Here is a 14,686-nt window from a genome sequence, read left to right on the forward strand (position 1 = left end):
ATAGGCTCCCCCGAATGAGGGAGCCTTTATTCGAATTAAAGGTTTTTGATCAATTCATCGGCGAATTCAGAGCATTTTACTTCTGTTGCGCCATCCATTAGGCGTGCAAAGTCGTAAGTAACTACTTTAGAAGAAATCGTTTTTTCAACAGATTTTGTAATCATATTTGCCGCTTCGTTCCAGCCAAGATGTTCAAGAAGAAGAACGCCTGACAAAAGAACAGAAGATGGGTTTACTTTATCAAGACCAGCGTATTTAGGAGCTGTACCATGAGTTGCTTCAAAAATAGCATGTCCTGTTTCATAATTAATATTTGCACCTGGTGCGATACCGATTCCGCCTACTTGCGCTGCAAGAGCATCAGAAATATAGTCACCGTTCAAGTTCATTGTTGCAACCACATCGAACTCTTTCGGACGAGTCAAAATTTGCTGTAAGAAGATATCTGCAATTGAATCTTTAACAATCAGTTTACCAGCCGCTTCAGCGTCAGACTGTGCTTTGTTCGCAGCGTCTGTACCTTCTGCTTCTTTAATCTTATCGTATTGCGCCCATGTGAAGACTTTTTCGCCGAACTCTCTTTCAGCAAGATCGTAGCCCCAGTTTTTAAACGCGCCTTCTGTAAATTTCATGATGTTGCCTTTGTGAACAAGTGTAAGGGATTTGCGGCCTTCTTTCAGTGCATAGTTAATCGCTGCACGAACAAGACGCTCCGTACCTTCTTTTGATACAGGCTTAATACCGATACCAGAAGTTTCAGGGAAACGAATTTTGTTTACCCCCATTTCATTTTTAAGGAATTCGATGACTTTGTTCACTTCTTCAGTGCCTTCCGCATACTCGATACCGGCATAAATATCCTCCGTATTTTCACGGAAAATAACCATATCTGTATCTTCAGGACGCTTAACAGGTGATGGTACGCCGTCAAAATAACGAACCGGACGAAGGCATGTAAAAAGATCCAATTCCTGACGAAGTGCCACGTTCAATGAACGGATTCCGCCGCCAACTGGAGTTGTAAGTGGACCTTTAATTGCGATTAAATACTCATCAATTTGCTCAAGTGTTTCTTTCGGAAGCCACTCGCCTGTTTGGTTGAATGCTTTTTCGCCGGCAAGAACTTCTTTCCAGACGATTTTCTTTTCTCCATTGTATGCTTTCTCAACCGCTGCATCTAGGACACGTGATGCTGCAGCCCAGATGTCCGGACCGATTCCATCGCCTTCAATAAAAGGAACGACTGGATTATTCGGTACGTTCAGTACACCATTTTGCATTGAAATTTTTTCGCCTTGACTCATCTTGCTATTCCCTCCAATTCCATGATCAAAGGTTAGAGGCCAGCGCCATCTAACCTTTGTTTGCCACATTTATACTACACTAGTTTTCAGCTTATTTGCAAATGCTTTCCTGCATTAACCGCGTTCGCTGATCGGCACGTATTTCTGCATATCCGGCCCTGTATATTCAGCGCGCGGACGGATCAGTCTGTTGTTGGCATACTGCTCTAAAATATGCGCAATCCAGCCCGATGCACGGCTTACCGCAAAGATCGGCGTAAACAAATCGTGCTCAATGCCGAGACTATGGTAAACAGATGCCGAATAAAAATCAACGTTTGGCGGAAGATTTTTGCTTCCTGTCACAAGCGCTTCAATTTCAACTGACATATTATACAGTTCTGGCTCGCCAGTCTGCTCTGTCAAACGTTTTGACATTTCACGAAGATGTTTCGCACGTGGATCACCTTGGCGGTAAACACGGTGTCCGAATCCCATAATTTTTTCTTTATTGTTCAATTTTTCAAGGATATATGGTTCTACGTTATCAGCAGATCCGATTTCTGTAAGCATTTTCATCACTTGTTCGTTTGCGCCGCCGTGAAGAGGGCCTTTCAACGCGCCAAGAGCTGCAGTAATGCCAGAATAAATATCAGATAGAGTAGCCACACAAACACGTGCTGTGAAAGTGGAAGCATTGAGTTCATGATCCGCATGAAGAACGAGCGCTTTATCAAACGCTTCGATTTCAACTGCTGTCGGCTCCTTGCCTGACAACATGTATAAAAAGTTTGCGGCAATGCTGTATTCTTTTTTCGGCGCAACTGGTTCCTGTCCTTTGCGAATACGCGCAAAAGCGGTTACAAGCGCTGGAATTTTTGCCTGAAGACGAATCGCTTTCCGGTAATTTGCTTCATCCGTCATTACATCTGCTTCTTCATCGTAAAGACCAAGAAGTGAGATTGATGTACGAAGAGCAGCCATTGGATGAACTTTGTCGATAGGATACATTTTGAAATGGTCAATAATTTCTTGAGGAATGTCATAGTTTTCCGCGAGCTGCTGTTTCAGCTCATCAAGCTGTGCCTGTGTCGGAAGGCTGCGATGCCAGAGTAAGTAGATAACTTCTTCAAAGCTCGCATTTTCGGCTAAATCATCAATATCATAGCCTGCGTATGTAAGTGTGTCATCAATAATGGAGCTGACAGATGACGTTGTGGCAACTACTCCTTCGAGTCCGCGTGCAGTTGTCATAGAATCTCTCTCCTTCGCTTTTAATTTCCCCGTTACCCGCTTTTTTATTTAAGTATGTACGTGGCCGAGCAACTGCTCAGTACCATTTTAAAAAATAAAAAAGCTTTGTTCCAAGCATATGTACACTTTTTTGAACAAAAGAAAACATGCAATGTTCAAAATGGTGTGCGCTTACATTGCCTATTATAAACAATGAGCGCATGTTTGTGAATCAAAACATGTCAAAAAGTTCGAAATTTATTTATGAATCATTAAAATTTCGAACATGACATGTATTTGATTTATGGTATTATATAAAGTTTCAGTTTAAAAATTTGAGCTTTTATTGTAACGTTCGGCCGTTTTATAAGCATCGTAAATGCCCCAGATCCAGACAATCGGATACGTAATGAATCCGATAAGCACAAACATTAATGCCGCATTCACCATTTGCACAACAATTAAAATGAGGCCTTTCATAATCTGTCCGTTATAAATTTGTCCGACACCTGTCCAGAAAAAACTGAGTACAGCGGCAAGACCCGCATTTTTCATTTTTACCATTTCCCCCTTCGATGTTTTATTCCATACACTATACGACAGAAAGAATGAAAAAGTTTCACTCTTTCACAAAAATTCACTGGAACGACTGGAATACTTTCATAGCGTAGTACGCTATTCCTGCACCGATCAGCGGTCCGACTGCGACACCATTGAAAAGAGCCACAGCCAGAATGGTCCCGAAAACGAGAGCGGTTGTAATATGTGGATCTTCAGCCAGCAGCACGATGCCATTTTTCGCAATAAGTGCGACAAGAATACCTGCTGTAAGCGCGATCCACGCATAAGGCGACTTTAATGCGGCGCCGAGATCTTTAAAACCGATCGCACCGGTCGCAATTGGCACGAGCACGGCAATGGTAATAACGGTTACACCCCAATGAACGCCGTTTTTTTGCATCATCTCAAACCATTTTGCTTCTAAACCGGCCGCTTTTAATACGATCAGCAATGCAGATGCAATGAGAAGCGATTGATTTTTAGCGATTAAGCTGATCACAAGGAGTAAAAATAAAAATAAATACGCGTGCATATCACCCCTCCTAAAAAAAGACGCATGGCTGTCCTCTTTTCCACATACGTGTAATGTAGAAATGGAGGAAGCGCCATGCGGTTATGGAATATGCTGATCATCCTTACTGTTCTAGCATTTCTCTTTTATTTGTTTTTACCCGTATTCAAGCCATTTATAATCGGGGCATTTTTTGCCATCACTGTTCAAAAACCAGCCCGCTTTATTCAAAAAAAATCGTGCCTTTCAGAGAATATGTCCATTTTTTCAGCGCTCGTATTGGCGGCATTTTTGTTTATAGCAGCGGCATTGGTCTTTGGTTTTACGGCCGCAAGAGCAGCATCTCATATCGCCTATGTGATCCCCGGCTATACCCAAATCATCCTTTCAAATATAGAACAGATCATTCATACCGTTTCGGATGCATTAAGTGAGCAGCAAAAGGAATCTGTTGTTGGTTTTATTGAAGCAATGAGTCATTCAGCTGTTAACATGGCCGGCCAATATGCAGAAATAGGACTCCGTTCAAGTACGAACCTTATTCTTGGCATTCCGGGCGCTGCATCTGAAATCATCGTGGTGCTGCTTTCCGCTTTTTTTATCGCCCGGGACGGGAACCGTATGATCCGTCTCATTCCCGCGCTCTATCAAGAACGGCTGTTGCTGGCCATCACTTATTTCATATCGGCGGTTCAATCATTTATGACGGCGCAAATCATATTGTTTACAATCACCTTTGCTTGTGCATCTCTCGGATTTTTTCTTCTGCGTTATCCACATGCGGCTGAAGTAGCTTTTTTAGCTGCTGCTGCAGATTTAATTCCGCTTCTCGGATCAGGCTTATTATTTATTCCATGGATGGCCGTTTCTCTGCTCACCGGTCAGTACATGGCCGCCATTTTGCTCTGTATCCTATATGCGGCACTTGTTCTTATGCGGCAGCTGCTGGAGCCAAAACTCGTATCAGGTGCTGTTGGTCTTCACCCGCTCGCCATTTTATTCACAGCTTTTGCCGGATTAACTTTTTGGGGGGCGGCCGGTATGATTACAGGGCCTTTTCTCCTTTTAGCCTGTCAATCCATTTATCGTTCCGGGTTGCTGCGGCTGTTGTTTATAAAACGTTAGCGTGTCCGTTATAAATAATACCCCGTGCTGCATCAACCGTAATTTCCTGACCGTCCCGAAGCTTTGTAATGGCTCCTTCCACATCAACGATTACCGGAATACCAAGACTGATTCCAACCACCGCTGCATGGCTTGTCAATCCGCCTTCTTCTGTAATGATGGCCGCACATTTTTCAATAGCCGGCATCATATCGCGGTCTGTTCCATACGTAACAAGAACATCGCCCGGTTTCACTTTTTGCAATGCTTCTTCCGCTGTTTTCGCGGTTACAACCTTTCCATATGCGGAATGGCGTCCGATCCCTTGTGCTTTTACTAAAATATCGCCGACAACATGAATTTTCATTAAATTCGTCGTGCCCGATTCACCAACCGGAACGCCTGCTGTAATCACAACTAGATCGCCATGGTGGATTAATTCTTCATCAAGGCAGCGAATAATGGCGTTATCAAGCATTTCATCGGTTGAAGATACACGAAGTCCGATCACCGGAAAAACACCCCAGACAAGCGATAAACTCCTCGACACACGCTCGCTGTCTGTCACAGCAAAAATGGACGCTTTTGAACGATAGCGTGAAATCATTCGTGCGGTATGGCCGCTTGATGTCGGGGCAATAATGGCGTGTACTTCAAGTGCTTCAGCCGTTTTGGCAACAGACTGACCGATCGCATCCGTCATGGTCATTCGGCCTGTGTTATTACGGCGGCGCGGTGGAATGTCTCTCATTTGCAGCTCAGCTTCCGCGCGGACCGCAATGTTATGCATCGTCCGTACTGCTTCAAGCGGATAAGAACCTGCCGCTGTTTCTCCGGAAAGCATAATGGCGTCTGTACCATCGAAAATGGCATTCGCAACGTCACTCGCTTCTGCACGCGTCGGACGCGGATTGCGCTGCATGGAGTCAAGCATTTGTGTTGCCGTTATAACCGGCTTCCCAAGAAAATTACATTTTTTAATCAGCTTCTTTTGAACGATCGGTACTTCTTCAGCAGGGATTTCAACACCAAGATCGCCGCGCGCCACCATTAAACCGTCTGAAACTTCCAGAATATCGTCAATATTATCGACGCCTTCCTGGTTTTCAATTTTTGGAATGATTTGAATGTGTGTGGCATTATGCTTTTCTAAAAGCTCACGAATTTCAAGAACATCTGATGTACGGCGCACAAATGAAGCCGCAATAAAATCCACGTCCTGTTCAATGCCGAAACGGATATCCGCCGCATCTTTCTCGGTAATACCCGGCAATTTCACTGACACACCCGGGACATTTACCCCTTTTTTATTTTTCAACGTTCCGCTGTTTAATACGCGTACCGCAATTTCCCCTTTTTCATGATCGGTACCTGTTACTAAAAGAGCAATCAGTCCGTCATCAAGCAAAATGCTTGAACCCGGCTCGACATCATCAATAAGACCTGGATACGTAATGGAGAATTTCTCAGGTGTACCCAATACTTCCGTCATAGAAATAATAGTGTCTGTACCACTGATCAGTTCGATCGAGCCGTTTTCCATGTCATGCGTACGAATTTCCGGTCCTTTTGTATCAAGTAAAATCGCAACTGTTTTGCCTGTGTTTTTTGCCGCTTGGCGAATGTTTTGAATACGGGCTCCATGCTCTTCATGGCTGCCGTGTGAGAAATTAAGACGGGCTACGTTCATGCCTGCTTCCATTAGTGATTGCAATGTTTCAATATTTTCACTTGCCGGTCCGATCGTACAGACAATTTTCGTTTTTTGCATCGATAGTTCCTCCTGTTTTCTCGTTAAATCGAAAGTTCCTGTGATAGTTCATACATGCGCTGATCAATTTTATGCGGTTTCGCCAATGCCTCAATGATATCATAGTCTACAATTTGATTTTTTTCGATTCCAACAGCCCGGCCGCCTTTATGTTCCATAAGAAGCTCCACCGCGTAAGCCCCCAGACGGCTGGCAAGTACACGATCTGACGCTGTCGGTGAACCACCGCGCTGCATATGGCCCAGTACGGATACACGCGTATCAAAATTGGTTAATTCTTCAATAATTGCACCAAATTTAGCACCCGTCATAACACCTTCCGCTACTATAATAATACTATGCTTTTTGCCGCGCTCTTGTCCGCGTTTCAGTTTCTCGGCAATTTTTGCCATATCATAAGGGGCTTCCGGAATTAAAATCGTTTCCGCACCGCCGGCGAGACCTGACCAGAGAGCAAGATCACCTGCGTGGCGCCCCATAACTTCAACGATAAACGTGCGTTCATGTGAACTCGCTGTATCACGAATTTTATCAATGGCGTCAATCACGGTATTCAGTGCCGTATCAAACCCGATTGTAAATTCTGTTCCCGGAATATCGTTATCAATCGTACCTGGCACGCCTACACATGGGAAACCGTGTTCAGTCAAGGCTTTTGCGCCCATATATGATCCGTCTCCGCCAATGACAACCAGACCTTCTATGCCAAATTTCTTAAGCTGTTCAATTCCTTTTTTTTGTCCCTCAAGTGTTTTAAATTCAAGGCAGCGGGCCGAACGAAGAATGGTTCCGCCGCGATGAATGATATCTCCTACAGAACCACGCTCAAGCTTTTCAATATGGCCGTTTATTAAGCCATGATAGCCTTGATATATACCAAATACCTCAATATCATGATAAATTGCTTTACGAACGACCGCCCGCACCGCAGCGTTCATTCCCGGCGCATCGCCGCCACTCGTTAATACACCAATTCGTTTCATTGTTCCTTTCACCTCTAGCTCATTATTGGCCGTCTTACACTCTCATATGCCTATCTTCTTTTAAGATAACAGAACGTTTTCTTCTTCACAATCTTTAGTCAAAAAGTAAGCGCTAACACTCAAAAAAAGTCATAGCCCGGGACATTTCACGCCCGAAAAAAAACCGACCCGAAAAGGTTATCCTTTTGGGCCGGCCGTTTCATCAGCATATCCACCGATCTTCTTGTATTTTTCGTATCGCTGCTCGATCAGCTCGTCCGGATGAATGGTCTGCAATGACGCAATGACCGTCTTTAACACTTCATCAATCAATGCGGCCTGGTGTTTCGCATCGCGGTGTGCACCTCCGCGCACCTCTGGAATGATCTCATCCACAATGCCAAGTGCCCGCAAGTCCGGTGCCGTAATTTTCATTGTCTCAGCTGCCCTTTTTGCAAGACTTGCATCTTTCCATAGAAGAGCCGCTGCGCCTTCCGGAGAAATAACAGAATACGTAGAGTTTTCAAGCATAAATAAACGGTCTCCGACTCCAAGTGCAAGAGCCCCTCCGCTTCCGCCTTCACCAATGACAATACAGACAATCGGGACTTGAAGTCCTGCCATTTCAAAAATATTGCGGGCGATGGCTTCGCTCTGCCCCCGTTCTTCCGCCGCTTTGCCCGGATATGCGCCTTTCGTGTCAATTAAGCAAATGATCGGACGGTTAAATTTTTCAGCCTGCTTCATTAGACGCAGTGCTTTTCGGTATCCTTCCGGGTGCGGCATGCCAAAGGTGCGCTGAATATTTTCTTTCGTATCGCGCCCGCGCTGATGACCGATCACCGTCACTGGCGTCCCATGATATTTAGCTATACCGGCCACAATCGCTGCATCATCACCATATGTCCGGTCTCCATGCAATTCAAAAAAGTCTTCAAACAAGTGTGGAATGTAATCAAGTGTGGTCGGCCGATTAGGATGGCGGGCCATTTGAACGCGGTCCCACGGCGTCATACTATTATATATATCATCTTCCAGCTTTTTCAACCGAAGCTCAAGCTTGGCGATTTCATCAGACAAATCAACATCGGTTGTTGTTGTAAAGCTCTTCAGTTCCGCAATTTTTTCCTGCAGGTCGCGGACCGGTTTTTCAAATTCAAGTCCTGTCATTTTTTATCACCGCCCGTTTGATGAATATCAAGTAAAAACGAAAGCTTGTCTCTCATATCACTGCGGTGAATCACGGCATCAAGCTGTCCGCATTTCAATAAAAATTCAGCTGTCTGGAAGTCATCCGGCAGCTTTTCACGTATCGTCTGTTCAATAATACGGCGTCCGGCAAATCCAATTAAAGCACCCGGTTCCGCAAAATTGTAGTCTCCGAGCGACGCAAAACTCGCAGAAACACCGCCCGTTGTCGGGTGCGTCATGACAGAAATAATAAGCCCTCCTCTGTCACTCAGCCGTTTCAATGCCGCACCAGTTTTCGCCATTTGCATAAGAGACAAAACGCCTTCCTGCATGCGCGCGCCTCCTGAAGCTGTGAAAATGATAAATGGAATATGAAGACGAATCGCTTCTTCAACGGCACGGGCAATTTTTTCCCCAACGATAGACCCCATGCTGCCCATCCGGAAAGAGGCATCCATAATCGCAAACACGGACTCCCGTCCATCAATGGAGCCGACACCGGTCACGATGGCTTCATTCATCCCTGTTTTTTTACGGTCAGCAGCCACTTTTTCCTCATAATCCGGAAAATGAAGCGGATTTCCTGTTGAAAGATCCGCATCCAGTTCACGAAAAGATCCTTCATCGAGGAGGGATTCAAGCCGCTCATAGGCGGTCATTTGATAATGGTAACCGCAGCCCAGGCAGACGTGAAGATTTTTCTTCAGTTCTTTCGTATACATAATTTTTTTGCATTTCGGGCATTTTTGCATAATACCTTCAGGGACATCCTGTTTTGCTGCCTCTGATGGAATTGTCGCATACTTTTTCTTTTTCGGTTTTTGTTTTGAAAACATATCTTTTATTGCCACTGTTCCACCCCTTTAAGAATCCTTATGAGGGATTGTTTTTCATGAATCCCATCAACAGCTCATTTAGGCGTTCACGGTCCTGTTCTCGACTAGTGCCGGCATAGTCAGAAATAATCAGCCAGATTTTTTTCAGCAGGCTGTTGCCTGCAGCGTCCATCAATTCATGAAAATCCGCCTGCAGACTGATGGCGTTATTTTTAAAGTCCGGGCGCTTGGCCAGTATAGCAAGGCAGCCCATTTCTAAAATGGCTTTCATATCCTGAACGTGTTCTTTTTTTTGATCATCGTTAAAAATAAAGGTACTGATGAGCGGCACGAGCTGATGATCTTGGAAATCACGGAGAAAAGTCCCTTCCCCCCGTCTCGTTTCAATCAAACCGAGAAGCTCGAGCGCCCGCAATGCTTCGCGAACAGAAGAGCGGCCAATCGATAGCCGCTCTGATAGTTCACGCTCTGACGGAAGTTTATCACCCGGTCTGATCCGATCCGCTTTAATCATCTCTTGAATTTGTGAAATAGCTGCCACAAATTTGGATGGCGGACGCTGTGATCCCGTCATTTATTCACCTTTGCCAATTAACGATAATTTTATCGTTTTTTCACGCACTTCTTCTGGATCCACTTTCATGCGGGCCACACCCGTTTCCATCGCCGCTGTCGCTACCGCTGCTGCGACAGCCGGTGCAACGCGGAGGTCAAATGGACCCGGGATGACATAATCCTCATTAATTTCATGTTCTTCAATAAGGCCGGCAATCGCTTCTACAGCTGCCTGTTTCATTTTTTCGTTAATGTGAGTCGCACGTACATCAAGCGCCCCGCGGAAAATCCCCGGGAAAGCCAAAACATTGTTCACCTGGTTCGGGAAATCGGAACGGCCCGTGCCAATGACTTTTGCTCCGGCCATTTTGGCTTCCTCCGGCATGATTTCCGGTGTCGGATTCGCCATAGCAAAAATAATCGGTTCGCTGTTCATCGTTTCGATCATCTCTTTCGTGAGCGCACCGGCAACCGATACACCAATAAAGACGTCCGCTCCTTGAATCACATCTGCCAGACTGCCGGATTTCTTTTCACGGTTTGTGAATTTTGCGACTTCTTCTTTGACGGGGTTCATCCCTTCTGTACGCCCTTCATAAATTGCGCCGCGCGAGTCACACATAATAATATTTTGCACGCCGTACCCTGTCAATAGTTTAATAATCGCAATCCCGGCCGCTCCGGCACCATTTGCAACCACTTTAATATCGGCCATTTTTCGTCCCGTCAATTTCAGCGCATTGATCAGCCCCGCTACCGTCACGATGGCTGTCCCATGCTGATCATCATGAAAGATAGGAATATTCGTTTCTTTTTTCAGACGTTCTTCAATAATAAAGCAGTTTGGTGCTGCAATATCTTCAAGATTGACCCCGCCAAAAGTAGGCTCCAATAATTTTACCGTTTCAATAATTTTTTCAGGATCTGTTGAGTTCAAGCAGATTGGAAATGCATCCACGCCGGCAAAGCTTTTAAACAAGACAGCTTTCCCTTCCATTACCGGCAAAGCAGCTTCGGGACCAATATTGCCTAATCCAAGCACAGCTGTTCCGTCTGAAACAACAGCAACCATATTGCCTTTCATCGTATAATCATACACCGTTTCCGGTTTTTCATAAATTTCTTTACAAGGCTCCGCAACGCCTGGTGAGTATGCAAGACTTAAATCCCGTGCGTTTTTAACGGCTGTTTTGATACCAGTAGACAGTTTCCCCTGGTTTTCTCTGTGCATATGAAGTGCTTCTTCACGATTAGACATGTTCTCATCTCTCCTGTATATTCATTCAAGTGGTCTGACCACAAGATTTACTATAACACTTTAAACGATTACCGCATACTTGTAAAGGGTTTCCTTACTTAAGTACGACATTTTTCGTCCCACATTCTTGTTTCAATGCCTGTATGAGACGATCATCCGGCGTAACAAAATATTTTTTTCCGAGCCGCACCGTCTCTTTCTTTCGTTCATAATGCACAACAACCGATGCAAACCCCGGATAGTCCAAAAGCAAACGATACACGCGTTCAGCGAGGAGGTCGGTTCCTGTTCCTTCCGGCAATTTAATATAAAGCGTCTGCTTTTGTTCAAGCGCCTGTTTCAATCCCTTATCGAGCAGCTGAATCTTTTGAACAACCAGCTGCACCTCGTTATTTCGTTCTTCCGCTGATCCGGTAATAAACACGGCAGCTCCTTTTTCAATGATCGGTGCTGCTTTTCGGTACACATCCGGAAATATGACGGCGTCTCTTTCTCCCGTTTCGTCCATTACGGTCAGGAACACCATTTTTTCGCCTTTTTTTGTTCGAATTTCACGAATCGCACCGATCAGGCCCGCTGTTTGTATAAAGCGGTTTGATTGAAGAGATAACAATGGCACGGCACCGGCCGTCCTTAATGACGGACGCAGTTTCGCAATCGGGTGATCGGATATGTAAACGCCAAGCACGTCTTTTTCTTTTTCGAGCTTTACATCAGCCGGCATCGCTTCTGCTTCTGTGTATTTCGGTTTAAATAATACAGCCGCTCCCTCAAATAAACTGCCTTCTTCCGGTTGTAAAAGAGCCGCATGTTCGAGTGCTGCGTCAATGCTTGCAAGTAAAACAGCCCGGTCCTGCCCAAACTCATCCATCGCTCCCGAAACAATAAGCGATTCAATTACCTGCCGGTTCACCGCATGGAGCGGTACACGGAGGCAAAAATCAAACAAATCCGCATACGGCGCATTTTGTCTTGTCTCAATAATGACTTTCGCCGCAGACTGTCCGATGCCTTTCACCGGAACAAGCCCGAACCGGATGCCTTCTTTAGTCGCTTGAAACGAATACCCGCTTTTGTTCACAGATGGTGCAAGAAACGGAATATTATATTCGGCAGCCTCCGCTCTAAACTGCCGGAATTTATCTTCGTTCCCTGAAGACGACTGCAATAATGCAGCCAGAAAATAAGCCGGATAATGCGCTTTTAGCCAACCAAGCCAATAAGCAATTATGCTGTAGGCAGCCGCATGACTTCGATTGAATCCATAATCCGCAAAGCGGACAATCAAATCATATACATGGGAAGCAATTTTTTCTTCAATGCCTTTATCCAGCGCTCCATTAACGAAATGACGCCGCTCTTCTTCAAGCGTTTCTTTTTTCTTCTTACTGACAGCCCGGCGCAGCAGATCCGCTTCACCTGGTGTAAAGCCGGCCATCTCCACAGCGATTTGAATGATCTGCTCCTGATACACAATAATGCCGTATGTCGTCTTTAAAATTGTTTCTAAAATCGGATGGGAATAACGGACCTTTTCTTCCCCGTGCCGCCGTCTAATATAGATAGGAATTTGGCTCATCGGACCCGGCCGGTATAAAGCGTTGACAGCCACCATGTCTTCAAAACGATCCGGTTTTAACTGCATGAGCACTTTTTTCATACCGTCTGACTCGAACTGAAATATCCCGGCAGTTTTTCCTTTTGCGAGCAGGGCAAATACAGCCGGATCGTCAAGCGGCAGTGAATGCAGACTGATCGATGTTCCTGTCGTTCGTTTAATGGATGATAAAATACGTTCAATAACGGTTAAGTTGCGTAGTCCAAGTAAATCAATTTTTAGCAGTCCAAGCAGTTCCAATGATTCCATCGCATATTGTGTTAAATATACGCCGTTATGACCTTCCATAACCGGCACTCGGTTTGTGAGCGGCTCTTCTGATATGATCATGCCGGCTGCGTGCGTCGATGTATGGCGCGGCAGCCCTTCAAGCTGAATGGCTGTTCGATAAATACGCTCGTTCACAGGTGATTCATTGATCCAATCTGTTAAGTCCGTTTCGGCCAGTTTCGTCCCCGGTACAGAAGGAATGAGCTTTGACAATCGGGATAGTTCAGTTGTATCAAATCCGAAAACCCGTGCCACATCGCGCATGACCGCTTTGGCAGACAGTGTACCAAACGTGACAATCTGAGCTGCGTGCAGCGCTCCGTATTTGCCGGCAATATATTGAATAATTTCTTCCCGCCGGTTATCCGGAAAATCAATATCAATATCCGGCATGGTGATCCGCTCCGGATTTAAGAACCGTTCAAATAAAAGCCCGAATTCAATCGGGTCAACGGTTGTAATCCCGAGCGCATAAGCGACAAGTGAACCGGCTGCTGATCCACGTCCCGGTCCGGTTAAAATGCCTTGTTTTTTTGCGTGCGCCATAAAATCATGCACAATTAAAAAATAATCACTGAACTTCATCCGGCTGATGACGGACAATTCATAGGTTAGCCGATCCATATAACGCTGACTTTTTTGTCCGAGACCTTGAAGGCATAATTTCTTTAATAAAGAATCCGCTGTTTCCCCTTCCGGCACCGGAAAAGATGGAATGAGCCGCCCGCCGAATGATAAGTCTAAATGACATAGTTGAGCGATTTTTTCCGTATTTTTCACCGCTTCTGGAACATCTGCGAATCTCTTTTTTATTTCCTCCTGCGTTTCAAATGAATGTATCGGAGTGGTCATTTCATCCTCTCTATCGATCAGTCTATTTTCACGAATGGCCTGCAGGCAGCGTGATGCAAACGCACCGGCCTTGTCCGCATATTGAACATGGCTGATCGCAACAAGAGGAATGTTCGCCGCTGCAGCGATCGTTCTCAGCGCCTGCTCCGATTCATGACCGCGGATCCCAATGTAAAAATGCTCAAATAGCCCGTTAAAAGAAGCAGCCGCCTGTTCTGTTGTTTCCCCATCCATGCCGGGCAGCACCGCGATCAGCCCTGATGCATATGCTTCAAGCCATTTAAGCGGCAAAGCATCTTTCGCTTTCGTTTGAATAGCACTTGATATTTTCACAAGGTGGGAAAATCCTGTTTCATTTTTGGCGTATAAAAGGAGCGGAAACCCTTGTCCGCTTTCAGAATGGGATTGAACCAATGCTTTTAAACCGATAATCGGTTTAACACCGCGTTCCTTGCAAGCCCGGTAAAACGGAATTGCCGCATGAAGCGTGTTAAAGTCTGTCAATGCAACCGCACTGCATTCGTTCTCCGCCGCTTTTTTGGCGATCAGTTCAGGCGTTAACGTGGATGCACGAAAACTGAATGCTGTTTCCGTTTCCAGATGAATGAACATTTCCTCCGCTCCTTTCTCTTAAAGTGAATGTATGTTCTTTTTCTTGTATAAAAAAAGGAGAAATCCTCT

At 45.3% G+C, this 14,686-nt stretch carries 12 protein-coding genes; 1 reads left to right on the forward strand and 11 read right to left on the reverse strand.

Features of this window, described 5'->3' with window-relative positions; translation table 11 throughout:
• Positions 1-35 precede the first annotated feature (35 nt).
• From icd to BTO30_RS08435, 4 genes are all read right to left on the reverse strand, one after another.
• Positions 36-1,304, reverse strand: coding sequence for an NADP-dependent isocitrate dehydrogenase (icd, locus tag BTO30_RS08420; protein WP_075398286.1), 1,269 nt, complete (start codon positions 1,302-1,304; stop codon positions 36-38).
• Positions 1,305-1,418: 114 nt separating this feature from the next.
• Positions 1,419-2,537 carry a citrate synthase gene (gene citZ, locus BTO30_RS08425; protein ID WP_075398287.1) on the reverse strand — a complete coding sequence of 373 codons (1,119 nt, stop codon included), beginning with the start codon at positions 2,535-2,537 and terminating at the stop codon, positions 1,419-1,421.
• A 306-nt stretch (positions 2,538-2,843) separates the two neighbouring features.
• A complete protein-coding gene (locus tag BTO30_RS08430) occupies positions 2,844-3,080 on the reverse strand; it encodes a hypothetical protein (RefSeq protein ID WP_075398288.1) in 237 nt (78 codons plus the stop codon).
• Between the two features lie 73 nt (positions 3,081-3,153).
• Positions 3,154-3,609, reverse strand: a complete 456-nt coding sequence (locus BTO30_RS08435) for a DUF441 domain-containing protein (protein WP_075398289.1) — start codon at positions 3,607-3,609, stop codon at positions 3,154-3,156.
• Between the two features lie 75 nt (positions 3,610-3,684).
• Here BTO30_RS08435 and BTO30_RS08440 point away from each other — a divergent pair, with 75 nt between their 5' ends.
• Positions 3,685-4,713 (forward strand): AI-2E family transporter, encoded by a 1,029-nt coding sequence (locus BTO30_RS08440; protein ID WP_075398290.1) that lies wholly within the window; start codon positions 3,685-3,687, stop codon positions 4,711-4,713.
• Here BTO30_RS08440 and pyk read toward each other — a convergent pair.
• From pyk to dnaE, 7 genes are all read right to left on the reverse strand, one after another.
• The gene (gene pyk, locus BTO30_RS08445; protein ID WP_075398291.1) at positions 4,700-6,463 is read right to left on the reverse strand and encodes a pyruvate kinase; all 1,764 of its coding nucleotides are present in this window, start codon (positions 6,461-6,463) and stop codon (positions 4,700-4,702) included. The two genes, BTO30_RS08440 and pyk, sit on opposite strands and share 14 nt — an antisense overlap.
• A 23-nt stretch (positions 6,464-6,486) precedes the next feature.
• Positions 6,487-7,446 (reverse strand): 6-phosphofructokinase, encoded by a 960-nt coding sequence (gene pfkA, locus BTO30_RS08450; protein WP_075398292.1) that lies wholly within the window; start codon positions 7,444-7,446, stop codon positions 6,487-6,489.
• Positions 7,447-7,623: 177 nt separating this feature from the next.
• Positions 7,624-8,595, reverse strand: coding sequence for an acetyl-CoA carboxylase carboxyl transferase subunit alpha (accA, locus tag BTO30_RS08455; RefSeq protein ID WP_075398293.1), 972 nt, complete (start codon positions 8,593-8,595; stop codon positions 7,624-7,626).
• Entirely contained in the window at positions 8,592-9,452 is an 861-nt protein-coding gene (gene accD / locus BTO30_RS08460) for an acetyl-CoA carboxylase, carboxyltransferase subunit beta (RefSeq protein WP_075398339.1), read from the reverse strand. The genes accA and accD overlap by 4 nt, the downstream gene beginning before the upstream one ends.
• 37 nt (positions 9,453-9,489) lie before the next feature.
• Positions 9,490-10,026: a FadR/GntR family transcriptional regulator gene (locus tag BTO30_RS08465; RefSeq protein WP_075398294.1), complete on the reverse strand. Its 537-nt coding sequence runs from the start codon at positions 10,024-10,026 to the stop codon at positions 9,490-9,492.
• Positions 10,027-11,265, reverse strand: a complete 1,239-nt coding sequence (gene ystJ, locus BTO30_RS08470; RefSeq protein WP_075398295.1) for an NADP-dependent malic enzyme — start codon at positions 11,263-11,265, stop codon at positions 10,027-10,029.
• 94 nt (positions 11,266-11,359) lie between these two features.
• Positions 11,360-14,617 (reverse strand): DNA polymerase III subunit alpha, encoded by a 3,258-nt coding sequence (dnaE, locus tag BTO30_RS08475; RefSeq protein ID WP_075398296.1) that lies wholly within the window; start codon positions 14,615-14,617, stop codon positions 11,360-11,362.
• Between the last annotated feature and the right edge of the window lie 69 nt (positions 14,618-14,686).

Origin of the sequence: Domibacillus antri (assembly GCF_001936625.1) — a bacterium.
Classification (GTDB): domain Bacteria; phylum Bacillota; class Bacilli; order Bacillales; family Domibacillaceae; genus Domibacillus; species Domibacillus antri.

Coding starts and splice junctions, on each gene's coding strand:
- icd (WP_075398286.1), bottom strand. CDS start 1,304: ATGAGTCAAGGCGAAAAAATTTCAATGCAAAATGGTGTACTGAACGTA.
- citZ (WP_075398287.1), bottom strand. CDS start 2,537: ATGACAACTGCACGCGGACTCGAAGGAGTAGTTGCCACAACGTCATCT.
- BTO30_RS08430 (WP_075398288.1), bottom strand. CDS start 3,080: ATGGTAAAAATGAAAAATGCGGGTCTTGCCGCTGTACTCAGTTTTTTC.
- BTO30_RS08435 (WP_075398289.1), bottom strand. CDS start 3,609: ATGCACGCGTATTTATTTTTATTTTTACTCCTTGTGATCAGCTTAATC.
- BTO30_RS08440 (WP_075398290.1), top strand. CDS start 3,685: ATGCGGTTATGGAATATGCTGATCATCCTTACTGTTCTAGCATTTCTC.
- pyk (WP_075398291.1), bottom strand. CDS start 6,463: ATGCAAAAAACGAAAATTGTCTGTACGATCGGACCGGCAAGTGAAAAT.
- pfkA (WP_075398292.1), bottom strand. CDS start 7,446: ATGAAACGAATTGGTGTATTAACGAGTGGCGGCGATGCGCCGGGAATG.
- accA (WP_075398293.1), bottom strand. CDS start 8,595: ATGACAGGACTTGAATTTGAAAAACCGGTCCGCGACCTGCAGGAAAAA.
- accD (WP_075398339.1), bottom strand. CDS start 9,452: ATGTTTTCAAAACAAAAACCGAAAAAGAAAAAGTATGCGACAATTCCA.
- BTO30_RS08465 (WP_075398294.1), bottom strand. CDS start 10,026: ATGACGGGATCACAGCGTCCGCCATCCAAATTTGTGGCAGCTATTTCA.
- ystJ (WP_075398295.1), bottom strand. CDS start 11,265: ATGTCTAATCGTGAAGAAGCACTTCATATGCACAGAGAAAACCAGGGG.
- dnaE (WP_075398296.1), bottom strand. CDS start 14,617: ATGTTCATTCATCTGGAAACGGAAACAGCATTCAGTTTTCGTGCATCC.